The organism is Pseudomonas sp. Irchel s3f10, from assembly GCF_900187515.1.
GTDB lineage: Bacteria > Pseudomonadota > Gammaproteobacteria > Pseudomonadales > Pseudomonadaceae > Aquipseudomonas > Aquipseudomonas tensinigenes.
In genome coordinates this window covers 1-15,821 of the sequence record NZ_FYDZ01000009.1, presented here as the reverse complement: position 1 = coordinate 15,821, position 15,821 = coordinate 1, and the positions used below count along the sequence as shown (strand labels likewise).

General features: G+C 58.5%; 15 protein-coding genes and 2 rRNA genes. 8 read left to right on the top strand and 9 right to left on the bottom strand.

Features of this window, described 5'->3' with window-relative positions; genetic code table 11:
- Positions 1-194 precede the first annotated feature (194 nt).
- Positions 195-374 carry a PA1571 family protein gene (locus tag CKW17_RS19150; RefSeq protein WP_038369402.1) on the top strand — a complete coding sequence of 60 codons (180 nt, stop codon included), beginning with the start codon at positions 195-197 and terminating at the stop codon, positions 372-374.
- 168 nt (positions 375-542) lie between these two features.
- Here the strand turns inward: CKW17_RS19150 and pdxB are convergent, their stop codons facing one another.
- On the bottom strand, positions 543-1,685 hold the full coding sequence (pdxB, locus tag CKW17_RS19145; RefSeq protein WP_095121037.1) for a 4-phosphoerythronate dehydrogenase PdxB: 1,143 nt from the start codon (positions 1,683-1,685) through the stop codon (positions 543-545).
- 159 nt (positions 1,686-1,844) lie between these two features.
- Here pdxB and CKW17_RS19140 point away from each other — a divergent pair, with 159 nt between their 5' ends.
- Positions 1,845-3,254 (top strand): MATE family efflux transporter, encoded by a 1,410-nt coding sequence (locus CKW17_RS19140; RefSeq protein ID WP_095121036.1) that lies wholly within the window; start codon positions 1,845-1,847, stop codon positions 3,252-3,254.
- Between the two features lie 138 nt (positions 3,255-3,392).
- On the opposite strand, the gene tusA is transcribed toward CKW17_RS19140, so the two are convergent.
- Together tusA and rlmM are read right to left on the bottom strand one after the other, a co-directional pair.
- A complete protein-coding gene (tusA, locus tag CKW17_RS19135) occupies positions 3,393-3,644 on the bottom strand; it encodes a sulfurtransferase TusA (protein WP_038369409.1) in 252 nt (83 codons plus the stop codon).
- A 161-nt stretch (positions 3,645-3,805) separates the two neighbouring features.
- Positions 3,806-4,879, bottom strand: coding sequence for a 23S rRNA (cytidine(2498)-2'-O)-methyltransferase RlmM (gene rlmM / locus CKW17_RS19130; protein WP_095121035.1), 1,074 nt, complete (start codon positions 4,877-4,879; stop codon positions 3,806-3,808).
- Between the two features lie 222 nt (positions 4,880-5,101).
- On the opposite strand from rlmM, the gene acnA reads away from it, so the two are divergent.
- Positions 5,102-7,843, top strand: a complete 2,742-nt coding sequence (gene acnA / locus CKW17_RS19125; protein ID WP_095121034.1) for an aconitate hydratase AcnA — start codon at positions 5,102-5,104, stop codon at positions 7,841-7,843.
- Positions 7,844-8,168: 325 nt separating this feature from the next.
- Here the strand turns inward: acnA and CKW17_RS19115 are convergent, their stop codons facing one another.
- Both CKW17_RS19115 and CKW17_RS19110 read right to left on the bottom strand, forming a co-directional pair.
- A complete protein-coding gene (locus CKW17_RS19115) occupies positions 8,169-8,984 on the bottom strand; it encodes an aminoglycoside phosphotransferase family protein (RefSeq protein WP_095121032.1) in 816 nt (271 codons plus the stop codon).
- Entirely contained in the window at positions 8,971-9,459 is a 489-nt protein-coding gene (locus CKW17_RS19110; protein WP_095121031.1) for an SRPBCC family protein, read from the bottom strand. Before CKW17_RS19110 ends, CKW17_RS19115 begins: the two co-directional genes overlap by 14 nt.
- Before the next feature lie 197 nt (positions 9,460-9,656).
- On the opposite strand from CKW17_RS19110, the gene CKW17_RS19105 reads away from it, so the two are divergent.
- Both CKW17_RS19105 and CKW17_RS19100 read left to right on the top strand, forming a co-directional pair.
- Entirely contained in the window at positions 9,657-10,577 is a 921-nt protein-coding gene (locus CKW17_RS19105) for an ADP-ribosylglycohydrolase family protein (protein ID WP_095121030.1), read from the top strand.
- A 56-nt stretch (positions 10,578-10,633) separates the two neighbouring features.
- Entirely contained in the window at positions 10,634-11,038 is a 405-nt protein-coding gene (locus tag CKW17_RS19100; protein WP_095121029.1) for a lysozyme inhibitor LprI family protein, read from the top strand.
- A gap of 69 nt (positions 11,039-11,107) precedes the next feature.
- Here the strand turns inward: CKW17_RS19100 and CKW17_RS19095 are convergent, their stop codons facing one another.
- A complete protein-coding gene (locus tag CKW17_RS19095) occupies positions 11,108-11,410 on the bottom strand; it encodes a MerR family DNA-binding protein (RefSeq protein WP_256586262.1) in 303 nt (100 codons plus the stop codon).
- Between the two features lie 277 nt (positions 11,411-11,687).
- On the opposite strand from CKW17_RS19095, the gene CKW17_RS19090 reads away from it, so the two are divergent.
- From CKW17_RS19090 to CKW17_RS19080, 3 genes are all read left to right on the top strand, one after another.
- Positions 11,688-12,293 carry a hypothetical protein gene (locus tag CKW17_RS19090; RefSeq protein ID WP_095121028.1) on the top strand — a complete coding sequence of 202 codons (606 nt, stop codon included), beginning with the start codon at positions 11,688-11,690 and terminating at the stop codon, positions 12,291-12,293.
- Positions 12,294-12,302: 9 nt separating this feature from the next.
- Positions 12,303-12,509 carry a helix-turn-helix transcriptional regulator gene (locus CKW17_RS19085; RefSeq protein WP_007910409.1) on the top strand — a complete coding sequence of 69 codons (207 nt, stop codon included), beginning with the start codon at positions 12,303-12,305 and terminating at the stop codon, positions 12,507-12,509.
- 85 nt (positions 12,510-12,594) lie between these two features.
- Positions 12,595-13,266: a hypothetical protein gene (locus CKW17_RS19080; protein WP_095121027.1), complete on the top strand. Its 672-nt coding sequence runs from the start codon at positions 12,595-12,597 to the stop codon at positions 13,264-13,266.
- Positions 13,267-13,323: 57 nt separating this feature from the next.
- Here the strand turns inward: CKW17_RS19080 and mrdA are convergent, their stop codons facing one another.
- The 3 genes from mrdA to CKW17_RS19065 form a co-directional block, all read right to left on the bottom strand.
- Complete coding sequence (mrdA, locus tag CKW17_RS19075; protein WP_095121026.1) at positions 13,324-15,216, bottom strand: penicillin-binding protein 2; 1,893 nt, start codon at positions 15,214-15,216, stop codon at positions 13,324-13,326.
- A gap of 230 nt (positions 15,217-15,446) precedes the next feature.
- Positions 15,447-15,562, bottom strand: a 5S ribosomal RNA gene (gene rrf / locus CKW17_RS19070).
- Positions 15,563-15,726: 164 nt separating this feature from the next.
- Positions 15,727-15,821 (bottom strand): 23S ribosomal RNA (locus CKW17_RS19065); the annotation flags it as partial.

Below are 15,821 nucleotides of genomic sequence, written 5' to 3'. Positions count from 1 at the left end.
AAATCACAATGAGTCAGGTTAAATATGCCCCCAAAGACTAGGCCATAGTTACTATTGGTCTAAAGTCCCGGTTGAGACGAGCGGTCGTTTCTGTTTGAGTGGAGATGCCTCCACTGACAGACCGCAGGAGTTTGTCACAGCCCGGTCACGTGGCGGTTTTACCCTAGGCGCACAACCTGATGAGGAGACAGGCCATGTCCTTGCAACACAGCAGCGAAGACAAAATTGAAGTGATCCGCACCAAGCCCGGCCAATCTCTGGGTTGCTCGATACTGGATAAGGATGGGCGCGAAGTACCGATCACTGAAGAAATGATCCAGCAAGCCTGCAGTGAGCTGGAGAAGCGATTGGTCAAGCCTGCCGAACAAGAGTGATATAGCCACCGTCTTCATGACCCGGCCCCTTTGGCCGGGTTTTTTCTGTCTGCAGATCAGGAATTTGTGGCGCGGCCTTCGCGAGCAGGCTCGCTCCCACTGGGGATCTTCAGTGAATCACAGATCCATGTGGGAGCGAGCCTGCTCGCGAAATGGCCGACCCGGTTTCTAGACCGTCACCGCCCCCAGCGCCGCCACGATCTTCGCCAAAGCCGGCGACTCCCCTTCAATCCGCACCTTCAGCCCTTCAATCTCGCGCCGCACCGGATACTGCTTGCGCAACACGTCGAACGCCGCTCGCTGCTCGCCGACATTGCCTACAAGGCTGCGGCGAAAATCCGCGTCATCACGGCGTGGGTCGTAGACACCACGGCACAACATCGCCAGCGCCCAGGCCGGATTGCTGTCGCCATGCAAGGTCACTTGCGACAACCACGGCGCCGGTAGCAAGTCACTGAGCTGGATGCTGGACGGCTGACCGCTGAACTCGCAATAGGCCTGATATATCTGCGCCGTTCCGCGCTGTTTGCCATCAAGGCTGTAACCGGCAATGTGTGGCGTGGCCAGCACGCAGAGTTCGGCCAGCGCCGCGTCAACCTCAGGCTCGGCTTCCCAGACGTCGAGAACGGCCTGCAGGTCTTCACGCTCCAGTAGCACTTTGCGCAACGCGGCGTTATCCACAACCGGACCACGCGCTGCGTTGATCAACCAAGCGCCGGGTTTGAGTTGCTGCAAACGCTGCTGATCGAACAAATGCCAGGTCGCGCCGTCACCGCTGCGGGTCAATGGCGTGTGCAGACTGATCACATCGCACTGCTCGATGATCTGCTCCAGGCTGACGTAATCGCCGCCTTCGGCAGACTGACGCGGCGGATCGCAGACTTTGACGTTCCAGCCCAGGCCCTTCAGAACCTTGATCAGGCGCCCTCCCACCTCACCGGCGCCGACGACACCGTAGGTCCGCTGAGTCAGATCGACGCCTTCGATTTCGGCAAGCGTCATCAGACTGCCCAGCACGTAATCGACCACGCCCCGGGCATTACAGCCAGGCGCACTCGACCAAGTGATGCCGGCCTCATTGAAGTAGTCGAGATCCAGATGATCAGTGCCAATGGTGCAGGTGCCGACAAAGCGCACCTTGCTGCCCTCGAGCAACGCACGATTGACGTTGGTCACCGAACGTACGAGCAACACGTCGGCCTGCTCGACCGTCGCACGGTCGATGGAACGGCCCGGGACCCGGCGGATCTCGCCGAAACCGGCAAAAAAGGCATCGAGCAGCGGGATATTTTCGTCGGCAACAATCAGCATGGCGGGCTCCTTAGGCGGATCGGCAGTTTAGGTGCAGATCGGTCGCCGGGCCAGCAGGCTTTGCGCTTACAAATCCGCAACAGAGGATTTTTCCTGACCAAGGCGTCAGCGGCGTAGAATGCGGCGCCCTGCGCATCAACACCTGTGGACGCTTTGCCCGTGAATTCTGTAACTGATCAACCTGTCGCTGTTTCCCTCACCCGCCCCGCGCGTATTCGCCTGGAGTTCAAGAACCTGCTCGCCCTGGCGTTGCCGATCATCATCGCGCAACTGGCGACCACGGCCATGGGCTTCGTCGATGCGGTGATGGCTGGCCGCGTCGGGCCCAAGGATCTGGCGGCCGTGGCGCTGGGCAACTCGATCTGGGTGCCGGTGTTTCTGCTGATGACCGGCACGCTGCTGGCAACTACGCCGAAAGTCGCCCAGCGTTTTGGCGCTGGCACTCACAGCGAAATCGGCCCGCTCGTGCGTCAGGCGTTGTGGCTGGCGCTGGTAGTCGGGCTGATCGCGACAGCGATGCTGGTCGCCGCCGAACCGGTGTTGCACCTGATGAAGGTCGATCCCGAGCTGATCGGCCCGTGCATGCAATACCTGCACGGCATCGCCAGCGGTCTGCCGGCGGTGGCGTTCTATCACGTGCTGCGCTGCACCAGTGACGGCATCGGTCGCACGCGTCCGGCAATGGTGTTGGGCCTGTGCGGTCTGGCGCTGAACATTCCGCTGAACTACGTCTTCATCTATGGCCACTTCGGTGTGCCGGCCATGGGCGGCGTTGGCTGCGGCTGGGCCACGGCGATCGTGATGTGGGTGATGGCGCTGGGTCTGGCCGGTTATGAGCGCTGGGCGCCTGCCTATCGTTCGAGCGAGATTTTCAGCCGTTTCGACTGGCCGCAATGGACAGTGATCAAGCGTCTGCTGGGGATTGGTCTGCCGATCGGCATCGCGGTGTTTGCCGAGTCGAGCATTTTCGCCGTGATCGCGCTGTTGATCGGCAGCCTCGGCGCTACCGTGGTGGCCGGGCACCAGATTGCGCTGAACGTCAGTTCGCTGGTGTTCATGATTCCGTACTCATTGGGTATGGCGGTGACCGTGCGTGTCGGTCAGGCGTTGGGCCGCGAAGAACCGCGTGAGGCGCGGTTTGCCGCTGGCGTCGGTATGGGCACCGCGCTGGCCTACGCCTGTCTGTCGGCGAGCATGATGCTGTTGCTGCGCGAGCCGATTGCGGCGATCTACACCGCCGACCCAACAGTGATTCACATTGCGGCGATGCTGATTGTGTACTCGGCGCTGTTCCAGTTTTCCGACGCGATCCAGGTCACCGCTGCCGGCGCACTGCGTGGTTATCAGGACACTCGGGTGACGATGATCCTGACCCTGTTCGCCTATTGGGGGATTGGTTTGCCGGTGGGTTACGCCCTCGGCCTGACCGACTGGCTCGGCGAGCCACGCGGCCCGAGCGGCTTGTGGCAGGGTCTGATCGTTGGTTTGAGCTGTGCGGCGTTGATGCTGTCGATCCGTTTGACGCGTAGTGCGCGCAAGCGTATTCGGATCAGTCGCTCGGCAGGCTAAGTCCTTTAAACCGGGACGAAAAAATGTGGGAGCCAGCCTGCTGGCGAATGCGGTGTGTCAGTCGCCATCAACAGTGACTGAGATACCGCTTTCGCGAGCAGGCTCGCTCCCACATTTGGTTTTGCGTTCGCCTGGGATTCAGGCGTGTTTCTTACGGATCCAGTACAGGTAAGTACCGGCCTCTTCGTGCTGGCTCACCAGTTCATGGTCGAGAAACACGCAGAATTTGGGGATATCGCGTTTGGTCGATGGATCGGTGGCGATCACCTTGAGCAGGCCGCCGGGCGCCAGGTCACGGATGTGCTGGTGCAGCATCATCACCGGTTCCGGGCAATTGAGGCCGGTGGCGTCGAGGGTACCGTCGACCGGGGTATCGATCATTTCACTCATGATTCACTCCTGAAACTGGCCGGCATTGTCGCGCATTGCCGGGTATTCGGTCATCTGTGGCGTTACACCCCCCCTGTAGGAGCTGCCGAAGGCTGCGATCTTTGCTTTTCAAGATCAAAAGATCGCAGCCTGCGGCAGCTCCCACAGGGTTTTGCAGTGTGTCAGCGGGATTTTGGTTTCTTGATGTCATGCCGACGCAAGTGGCAGGTCACTTCTTCGCGGTCGTGATACAGCTGTTTGCAGCCGATATCGACCTTGATCCCGCGCGCCTTGAAACCATCGGCGATACGTTCGAGCAAACGCTTCACCTCGGCGTAACGCTGCTTCATCGGCAATTTCAGGTTGACCACCGCCTCGCGGCAATGCCCCTCGCCGATCCACTCTTCGAGCATCGCGGCGTTACGCGCCGGCTTCTCGACGATGTCGCAGACCATCCAGTCCACCGGCTGCTTAGGCTTAAAGGTAAAACCGTCGGCCATCAAATGCTGCACCAAGCCAGTGTCCATCAGGCTTTCAGCCATCGGGCCGTTGTCGATGGCGGTCACCAGCATGCCGCGGTTGACCAGTTGCCAGGTCCAGCCGCCCGGCGCGGCGCCGAGGTCAACGCCAGTCATGTCGCTGTGCAGACGATCTTCCCACTGATCACGCGGAATGAAGTGGTGCCACGCCTCTTCCAGCTTCAGCGTCGAACGGCTCGGCGCCTCACGCGGGAACTTCAGGCGTGGAATGCCCATCGGCCACATCGCCGAGTTGCCGGCATCGGCCATACCCAGAAACACTTCACGACCGCTCTTGAAGGTCAGCAGCAGACGCGGCTTGCTCGCATCATCCAGCAGTTTGCCGGCGCCGGTCAGCGCCTTGCGCAACGGGCCTTCGAATTTCTTGCAGAAGTTCGACAGCTCTTTGCCGTCATTGGTATCAACGACTTCCAGCCACAGGCTGCCGCACACCGGGAATTCGGCCATGTGCGCGAGGATCACGCTAATGCGATCAGTTTCCGGCAGATCGATGAAAACCCCGCGCGCCCATTGGCGCGGGAAGATCAGCTCGGCGAAACGCTGGCCGCGCATCAGGCGTTCGGCGCCGTCTTCTTCGGTGCAGACAAACTCGGCGCAGGCGGTGGCCGCTTTGGCCTTGGCGTAGCCGGCCACGTTGAGTTGCGCGGCGAGGTCGGAAATCTCCGAACAGACTTCGCCTTCGAAGCCTGGCCGGCAATGCATGAATAGGGTGTTCATTCTTACTCCTGGGCAGCGGGCGATCATTCGGCCGCTGCGCGATGCTCAGGCCTTGCGCTGAAGCAAAGCCTGTCACGAAAACCGGCGCATGATAGCCGATGTCGGAACCTTGGACTTGCCCATAGAGTCCAGTTATTAGCCAGCTAATGAAAACAGGGCTACGTTGATAGCTCTGCCCGTCCCCTCAATCCGTAGCCGTGCGGATTCAAAGGAGTGATCGTAATGCCGTCCCTCGATAGTCTGAAGACCCTTAAAACACTGCAAATCGACGACAAGACCTACCACTATTTCAGCTTGCCGAATGCCGCCAAAAGCCTGGGCGATCTCGACAAGCTGCCCATGTCGCTGAAAGTTTTGCTGGAAAATCTGCTGCGCTGGGAAGATGAAAAAACTGTCACCGGCGCCGATCTCAAGGCGCTTGCTGCGTGGCTCAAGGAGCGCCGCTCCGACCGCGAAATCCAGTACCGCCCGGCCCGGGTATTGATGCAAGACTTTACCGGCGTGCCCGCCGTGGTCGACCTCGCCGCCATGCGCGCGGCGATGGCCAAGGCTGGTGGCGATCCACAGCGAATCAATCCGTTGTCGCCGGTGGACCTGGTGATCGACCACTCGGTGATGGTCGACAAGTTCGCCACCGCGAGCGCGTTCGAGCAGAACGTCGACATCGAAATGCAGCGCAACGGCGAACGTTATGCCTTCCTCCGTTGGGGCCAGAGCGCCTTCGACAATTTCAGCGTGGTGCCACCGGGCACCGGGATCTGCCACCAGGTCAACCTCGAATACCTCGGCCGCACCGTGTGGACCAAGGATGAGGACGGCCGCACCTATGCGTTCCCCGACACGCTGGTCGGTACCGATTCGCACACAACGATGATCAACGGCCTCGGCGTACTCGGCTGGGGCGTCGGCGGGATCGAAGCCGAAGCGGCAATGCTCGGGCAACCGGTGTCGATGCTGATTCCGGAAGTGATCGGTTTCAAACTGACCGGCAAACTCAAGGAAGGCATCACCGCCACCGACCTGGTGCTGACCGTCACGCAAATGCTGCGCAAGAAAGGCGTGGTCGGCAAATTCGTCGAGTTCTACGGTGACGGCCTCGCTGATCTGCCACTGGCCGACCGTGCGACCATCGCCAACATGGCCCCGGAATATGGCGCGACGTGCGGCTTCTTCCCAGTTGATGACGTGACCCTGGAATACTTGCGCCTCTCCGGCCGGCCACCGGAAGTGGTGAAACTGGTCGAGGCGTACACCAAAGCGCAAGGACTGTGGCGCCTGCCCGGTCAGGAGCCGGAATTCACCGATAGCCTCGCACTGGACATGGGCAGCGTCGAAGCGAGTCTGGCCGGACCGAAACGCCCGCAGGATCGTGTGTCACTGCCGAACGTACCGCAAGCCTTCAGCGACTTCATCGATCTGCAATTCAAACCCACCAGCAAGGAAGAAGGACGTCTGGAAAGCGAGGGCGGTGGTGGGGTCGCGGTGGGCAACGCCGATCTGGTCGGCGAAGCCGAATACGAGTACGAAGGCCGCACCTATCGCCTGAAAAACGGCGCCGTGGTCATCGCCGCGATCACTTCCTGCACCAACACCTCCAACCCGAGCGTGATGATGGCTGCCGGGCTGCTGGCAAAAAAAGCTGTTGAGAAAGGCCTGACCCGCAAACCGTGGGTGAAGAGTTCGCTGGCACCGGGTTCAAAAGTGGTCACCGACTATTACAAGGCTGCGGGGCTGACGCAATATCTCGATCAGCTCGGCTTTTCCCTGGTCGGTTATGGCTGCACCACCTGCATCGGCAACTCGGGACCGCTGCCCGAGCCGATCGAGAAAGCTATCCAGAAAGCCGATCTCACCGTGGCATCCGTGCTCTCCGGCAACCGCAACTTCGAAGGCCGCGTGCATCCGTTGGTGAAAACCAACTGGCTGGCCTCGCCGCCACTGGTGGTCGCCTATGCCTTGGCCGGCAGCGTGCGCAGCGACATCAGCAGCGAACCGTTGGGCGAAGATCAGCAAGGCAATCCGGTGTACCTGCGCGACATCTGGCCATCGAGTAAAGAGATCGCTGATGCGGTGAATCAGGTCAGCACGGCAATGTTCCACAAGGAATACGCCGAAGTGTTTGCCGGTGATGAACAATGGCAGGCCATCGAGGTGCCGCAAGCGGCGACTTACGTGTGGCAGGACGATTCGACCTACATCCAGCATCCACCGTTCTTCGACGATATTTCCGGGCCGCTGCCGGAAATCAAGGATGTCAAAGGTGCGCGGGTGTTGGCCCTGCTCGGCGATTCGGTCACCACCGACCACATCTCCCCTGCAGGCAACATCAAGGCTGACAGCCCGGCCGGGCGTTATCTGCGCGAAAAAGGCGTGGAGCCACGGGACTTCAACTCTTACGGCTCACGTCGCGGCAATCATGAAGTGATGATGCGCGGCACCTTCGCCAATATCCGCATCCGCAATGAAATGCTCGGTGGTGAAGAAGGTGGCAACACGATCTACATGCCGACCGGGGAGAAACTGGCGATCTATGATGCGGCGATGAAGTACCAGGCTTCGGGCACGCCGCTGGTGGTGATTGCCGGGCAAGAATACGGCACCGGTTCCAGCCGTGACTGGGCGGCCAAGGGCACCAATCTGCTGGGCGTGAAAGCGGTGATCGCGGAAAGCTTCGAACGGATTCACCGTTCCAATCTGGTCGGCATGGGCGTGTTGCCGCTGCAGTTCAAGCTTGATCAGAACCGCAAGAGCCTCAACCTCACCGGCAAGGAAACCTTTGAAATCCAGGGGCTGACCGGCGTCGAGCTGACACCGCGAATGAACTTGCCGTTGGTGATTACCCGTGAGGATGGCAAGCAGGAGAAAATCGAAGTGTTATGCCGCATCGATACGTTGAATGAGGTGGAGTACTTCAAGTCGGGCGGGATTTTGCATTACGTCTTGCGCCAGTTGATCGCCTCATAACGCACAAACCAATGTAGGAGCTGTCGCAGGCTGCGATCTTTTGACTTTGGCTTTTTTAAGCAAGATCAAAAGATCGCAGCCTGCGGCTGCTCCTACATGCAGACGAAAAAAAACCCGCCGAAGCGGGTTTTTCCCAAGACCATTATCGACTCCCTGTCGGCAGCAATCCTTGCAAATGGTCGATCATCCCTGATCCTGAAACACTCCCTGTGTCTCAGTTGATGTGTGTAGATTACGCAGTGGATCCAATCGGCAATAGTCGTAAAAGCTACCAATGCGTGTAAGACATTCGCCATAGCAACCCTTCCGAAAACCCTTAGCCCTGTCAGGCATCGAGCATTGAAGCGGCGATCTGCGCGACTTTCAGCTGCCCTGAGGCTTGTTCCAGCGCATCATCCTCCAGAAACCACGCAGCGGACAAACCGGCAAACGCCAGCACCCATTGCAGCAGCCTCCGCCGATCCAGTCCGGCAGCCTCGACAATCACAGCCAGCTGCCGACGAAAGCGTTGGGGATCGGTGGCCGTCGGCAAGTCCGGGTTGCAAATCAGGTTGGCGTAGTCAAAACCGCGCTCGCCCCTGACCCTTTTCGGATCAATTGCCAGCCAGCCGCGCGACTCGAAATCCAGCACATTGTCGTGATGCATGTCGCCGTGCAGCACTACGACATCCTGTGGATCGGCGAGCAGGGCTTCGGCGGTTTGCAGGCTCAGGGTATAGAGGCCGCCATGTTGGGCCGCTGCGATGCGCAGCGACGCAAACCATGGCCCCAACTCCACCAGCGGCGGTGGCTGTGTCGGACGTGGCGCATGCAATCGCGACAGCGCCGGACAGAGAATCCGGCTTGCCTCGTCGTCTTCGCCATTCAGCGCCATGTGCATCAGCGAGCGACGGCCCATGGCACGCTCCATCAACAGGCCATCCTCGTGGTGCGCCAACACTTGCGCAGCGCCGTCACCCTCCCACCAGGTCATCAATCGATTGCCGTGCTTCTCGTCGATGTCCAGCGCAACCTTGAGCATGGCCGGCCTGTCGTTCACGCGTACCGGCAGCAGACGGTTGCCGGGCGTGATGATCGGCGCGCCGTCCGGCACCAGTGCCCAGCGTTTCAGCCAAGGTTCGAAAATATCAGCCACCGTCACGCTCGCGGGCCTTGGCGCTCTCGGCAAGAAACTGCTCAAGCCGGCTCAACTGCTCCTCCCAGCCACGGCTGTCCATGAAATAGGCCTCTTTCTGGCGAACGTCGGGAATATGCGCGAAACCTGACTCGGAAACCTTGAGCAGTGTGCCGTCCTCATAATCCTGTAGCTCGAACTTGACCAGCGTGGTCGGCTCTTGGGAATAGTCAATCTTCGGATTGACTGCATACGGATGCCAGCGGAACGAAAACAGTTGCTGCGGCTCGACCCGCTCGATCAACACGTTCCACAACACATGTTCATAACCCGGATAGGTGACCTGCCCTTGCGTCCATTCACCAGCAATAAACCGCCTGCCCTCCAGCGCCACACCAAACCACTGGCCAAACGCCTCGGCATCGACCAATGCACGCCAGACATGCGAACGCGAAGCCTTGAGCGTGATTTTGCGTTCGAAACTATTGGGTACTGGTTTCATACGTCACCTCCTGTTCTGAACACTAGGCCTCTATGACCACATGTCCACTGTGAAGTTGTATCAGAGCGGTGCAGTCATTCATCAGCAAGGAAACATCAAGCTGCAGTTTTCTGACCGGTACTGTGATGGATCCAGGCACCCTTCGCCCAACGAAACTGTTACCTTTTCCAACGAATTTGAATCAACAAGGACGAATCATGCCGCCATCCCTCGCCGAACGTTACCGCGGTGCCCTGCTTGGTCTGGCATGCGGCGACGCTGTCGGTACTACGGTTGAGTTCAAACCACGGGGATCATTCCAACCGTTGACCGATATGGTCGGCGGTGGCCCGTTCCACCTCAAGCCAGGGCAGTGGACCGATGACACCTCGATGGCCCTGTGTCTGGCAGAAAGCCTGCTGAACAAGAATGGCTTCAATGCTGCCGATCAGATGGGCCGCTACCTCAACTGGTGGCAATGGGGCTATCTCAGCTCGACCGGTGAATGTTTCGATATCGGCATGACCGTCAGTCAGGCGCTGGCGCAATATCAGCAAACCGCTGATCCCTTCGCCGGCTCGACCGACCCGTACAGTGCCGGCAACGGTTCACTGATGCGTCTGGCTCCGGTGGTGCTGTTCTACTTTCCCGACGCCCGGCAAATCCAAAGCTTTGCCGCCGACAGTTCGCGAACCACCCACGCAGCACCGGAAGCCATCGAAAGTTGCCAATTGTTGGCGGGATTGCTCGCCAGAGCGCTTGAAGGCGCGAGCAAAGCAGAACTGCGGCAGCTGCCTGTCGCCAGCTTCTCGCAACCCAAGGTCGCCGCCATTGCGCGTGGCGATTTCCTCGGTCTGTCCGAGGCAGACATCAAAGGCAGTGGCTACAGCGTGCAGTCGCTGGAAGCGGCGTTGTGGTGCTTTCACCACACGGACAGCTTCGAAGCGGCCATTTTGCGGGCGGCCAACCTGGGCGATGACGCCGATACCACCGCCGCGATTACCGGACAGTTGGCCGGCGCCTATTACGGCGTGCGGGGGATTCCTGAACACTGGCTGGAAAAGCTGCACGACGTTGAAGAGATTGCGGCGACCGCCGACCGTTTGCTTGCGGCTTCCCGAATGCGCCCGCCGGAATAAGCGCGACGCAGCCGCTACACTGCTCGGCACTTACTTCGATACAGCGAGATTTGACCATGTCCCTACGCCTGCTTCTGGCTCTCACGCCCTTCCTGTTCACCCCCCTCGCCCACGCCGCCGTCGACTGCGCGAACGCCAGCGATCAGGCGACGATGAATCAATGCGCCGGTCGGGACTTCAAAGCGGCGGACAAGGAGTTAAACACGGTGTACCAGCAGATTACCGGGCGTTTGAAGGACAACCCGGATGGCAAGAAACTATTGGTCAGTGCACAGCGGGCGTGGCTCGGGTTTCGGGATGCCGAGTGCAAGTTTTCATCGTCCGGGGTAACTGGCGGGAGTGTTTATCCGTGGGTTTACAGCAGTTGTCTGACCGGGGTGACCAAGGTGCGGGTCGAGGCGCTGAAACAGTATTTGAAGTGTGAAGAAGGTGACATGAGCTGCCCGGTGCCTGGGGCCTGATTTTTTGCCACGGTTTTGAGGAATCCTTCGCGAGCAGGCTCTCACATTGGAACGCATTTCAAATGTGGGTCAACGCCCGTTCAACGCGTTGCGCGTGATCATGTTCTGCTCGGGCCGATACGACTCGGTCCATTGCACACTCGCGCACACGACAGGTGCACCACTGCGCAAGCTTTCCTCCAGCACATGCCGTAGCCGCAACAAACCCTCCCGCTGCATCGTCAGGTTGGCCTCGATCTGGCGTATCTCATCCATACGGATATCGATTTGCTCGATGGTCAACGATTTCGAACAACTCCCGTCCTCCAGGAATACGCCCCGTATGGTGTCGAGAGAAAATCCCAGCCGCTGGGCATCGCGCACCAGAATCAATCGCGCGACAGCCGCCTCGCCATAGTGACCCTGCCCCCACCATCAATATCAGCGGCCACCGAGTGGATCGCGCCCCTCCTCTGCTCTCGACTTGTTTCGAATTCGAGAGCCTATCGACATTGAAATCCCCCGCAAAACGCTTGATCTGAGGTTCAGTCTTTCGCCCCTGCACCCGATGCCAGCGGTGCCCTTCACAAAACAAGAACAATTTATTATTGCCATTCGATAATTTAACATCGAGAATTAGTCATTCCCAATGACACCGCAAGGATTTTTCATGAGTACTCGTAACAACGGATTGGCACTGCAGCGCATGCATTGGGTCGGACTACTGGCAGCGATTCTTGTCTGGGTTTTGGGGGTGACCGAGGTCGGTGGCAACGCTTCGATCTGGTTCTTCAAAACGGATGAAATGCTCGCGGCGCTGCTCTACGCCTTCGCCGAAAACTCGCCGCAATTACTTGACCCGTTTGTCGAAGGTGCCCTGCTTGCCCCCGACACATGGCTCTCGCCACTGGTCACTGCGCTGCTCGTCGTTCTGGATTTCCTGCCCGTCCTTCTTTCGACCTACGTGCTCTGGCTGACCGGGTTGTTTTTCCTGCGCTTGTCCCGCGGCGAAACCTGGACCGAGCGCAATATCAAGGTGTTATGGCGAGTGGGGATTTTGTGCATCATTTCACCGGCCGCCTACCCGCTGGTAGAGACCCTGCAAGGTTTGGCCCTGTCTATTGATATGCCGCCAGGGGATCGTATTTTTCAGTTCTCGGTCGGCCTGTCTTCCACTTCTGCCTACGAGATTGTCAAAGGCGTATTGCTCTGTTTGTTTTCAATTATCATGCGCGATGCAAAAGTACTCAGCGATGAGCAAAGCCAATACATATAGAACAATACAATGACCATTATCGTCCGCCTTGACGTTGTCATGGCCACGCAAAAAATTCGCTCGAAAGAATTGGCCAGCCTGCTGGGCATCACCGAGGCCAACCTGTCATTACTGAAAAATGGCAAGGTCAAGGGCGTGAAAATGGCCACCCTGGACAAGCTCTGCGCAGCACTCGATTGCCAGCCAGGCGATTTGCTGGAATACCAGAAAGACTGAACCTTGCGCATCCGCGCGAGTTAATTGTCGTCAGTCCACTGCGTTTTACTCTTATTCAATCCTTAGTTTGTAAGGCGACTTTGTCATGACCCGGTTTTTATTCTGCGCGCTGTTTTTACTGACAGCGTTGATCAGCGGCTGCGCCACGCAAATGGACGTAGCGCTAAATGCCACACCTGATCCGGATTATCATTTTGATCGAAAGGCAACTGTGCTGGTGACGTCAGTAGGCGGCAGTGACGAAAACGCGCTGAATGCCCGTTACTATCTTCGCGACATGGTTAATGCGCTGAAAGACAGGGGCTTCCAAGAGGTTTATACCGACGCCAGTCTGCCGAAGAACCATGCGCCGATAAAAATGACCGTCAGCCTCGATGTCGGCAGCCGACAGGTGACTTACCGATATACCGCCACCGAGTATGGGCAAGTGCCGACCAGCACCTCTACCGTGTGCAAGAGCAGCAAGAAAAAGGACGATCGGCTGACGTGCACGAGTAAACCGAACACAACCTACGGCCCGATAGGCACCTCGGAGCGAACAGGTTACACCACGCTCAGCACCTTCGTTGCCACTGCACGCGATGAAGTCAGTAAGCGCCCGGTCTACCTGCTTCGCGCTTCGTCCTATAACGAAGACTGCCAATCCTCCAAGGTCGAAGACTTTCTAGTGGAGCAAGGCCTGCAGAACCTCAACTTCGAGGACCGTGTTCAGCGCAACTACACCGTCACGATGCCCGAGGGTTATCGCTGCAAATAGGCTTTGCAGGGCAACTCACAGCCTCGGCTCAACCAGCAGAGCCGAGGCTGCGAACCGTTAGACGTGCGGGTCTCCAGGCGCTTTGGTCGGCGCCGCGTATTGCGGCTTGAGATGACCGTCCTGATCCAGCAGCCAGGCATCCATGATCTGCCGCACCACAGGGCCGGCGACACGACCACCAGCCTCACCGTTCTCGATCATCACCGAGATCGCAATCTTCGGATGCTCAGCCGGCGCAAAGCCAACGAACAAGGCGTTATCGCGGTGGCGCTCAAGGGTTTTCTCGCGGTTGTAGCGTTCGCCTTGCTTGATCGCCACCACCTGCGCCGTACCACTCTTGCCAGCGATACGGTATTGCGCACCGGCCGCGGCCGCACGAGCAATGCCTCGGGCATCGTGCATCACCATCTGCATGCCGTGATTGACCTGTTCCCAATCTCGCGGATCCTTGAGCAGGATGTTCGGCATCGGATGCTCATCGACCGGGGCGACGCCATCGACGGTTTTGGCCAGGTGCGGCCGGTTCCATACACCTTTGTTGGCGATCAATGCCGTGGCCTGAGCCAGTTGCAGTGGCGTGACTTGCATGTAGCCCTGGCCGATGCCGAGGATGACCGTTTCGCCCGGGTACCAGGCTTGCCGGCGAGTCGCGCGTTTCCACGCTTGCGATGGCATCAGGCCGGGCGACTCTTCGAACATGTCCAGAGAGACTTTCTCGCCGAGGCCGAACATCGCCATGTAATCGTGCAGGCGATCGATACCGAGTTTGTGCGCCAGGTCATAGAAGTAGGTATCGTTGGAACGCATGATCGCCGCGTCCATGTCCACCCAGCCGTCGCCGCTGTGGTTCCAGTTGCGGTACTTGTGATCGAAGTCCGGGAGCTGGTAATAACCGGGGTCGAAGACGCGGGTTTGCGGCGTCACCACACCGGCATCGAGGCCAGCGATGGCCACTTCTGGCTTGATGGTCGATCCCGGGGCGTAAAGTCCGCGCAGTACACGGTTGAACAGCGGCCGGTCGATCGAATCCCGCAGTGCCGAGTATTCCTTGGAGCTGATACCGGTGACGAACAAATTCGGGTCGAAGCTCGGATTGCTGACCATGGCCAACACTTCACCGGTCGACGGATCGAGCGCTACCACGGAACCACGACGATCACCCAGCGCGGCTTCGGCGGCTTCCTGCAGCTTGATATCAAGGCTCAGGACGATGTTCTGGCCGGGGACCGGGTCGGTATGTTTGAGCACTCGGAGTACGCGTCCTTGGGCGTTGGTTTCCACCTCTTCGTAACCAACGTGGCCGTGTAGCTGGGCTTCATAGAAACGTTCGATGCCGGTTTTGCCAATCGATTGGGTACCACGGTACTCCACCGAGTCGAGGGTTTTGGATTCTTTTTCGTTGATCCGGCCGACGTAACCGATCGAGTGGGCGAAGTGGGCGCCGAGCGGGTAATGGCGAACGAACTGCGGCTCGACGTCCAGGCCCGGGAGGCGGAACTCGTTGACGGCCAGTACGGCAATTTGCTCTTCCGTCAGCTCATAGAACAGCGTCACCGGCGTAAACGGGTGGCGGGACTGCTTCATGGCTTTATCGAAGACTGTGCGATCTTCCGCAGGCAGGTGCAGGAGATTGATGACTTCGTCCAGTTCTTGATTGACGTCGGTGGCGCGTTCGCGGGTGATGGTCAGGTTGAAACTGGGACGGTTATCCGCGAGCAGTACACCATTGCGATCGTAGATCAAGCCGCGTGTCGGCGGGATCGGCAAGACGTGGACACGATTGTTTTCAGAGATGGTCGAGTGGTAGTCGAATTCCACCACTTGCAGGATGTACAGGCGCACGACCAGGGCGCAGCTAACGGCGAAGACGAACATGGCGCAGGCAATCAACCGTTTGTTGACCAGACGCGTCTCTTTTTCGTGATCCTTGATCGGGATGGGCTCAGGCATTTCTACAGCAACTCTTTGACATAAACATAAATGAGTGCCGATCCATGGGCATGACATCAGTCCGTTAAAAAACGAGCTGCACCATACCAAAAACAGCCCGGTCACTCAGAAGGAATTTCCCCAATGGCATCTCTTGCGACGGTTGGGGGGCAGGTCAATGCGCTGTAAGAACTTTTCCACAGGCAAAACAAAACCCCAACTGCTTTCGCAATTGGGGTTTCGGAATTTAATCTTGACGATGACCTACTCTCACATGGGGAAACCCCACACTACCATCGGCGATGCATCGTTTCACTGCTGAGTTCGGGATGGGATCAGGTGGTTCCAACGCTCTATGGTCGTCAAGAAATTCGGGTACCGAATCGTGGCCAGATGGCCTCGCTTCAGCAAATTGGGTATGTGACAGCTTTCGGTGTTTGTGCTGCTTTTTTAAGTGCAGTCGAACTTTCGGTTCGTTTCGTCTTCACACACCGCAATCTGGCCTTTCGACGCAAATTGCTTGGGTGTTATATGGTCAAGCCTCACGGGCAATTAGTATTGGTTAGCTCAACGCCTCACAGCGCTTACACACCCAACCTATCAACGTCGTAGTCTTCGACGGCCCT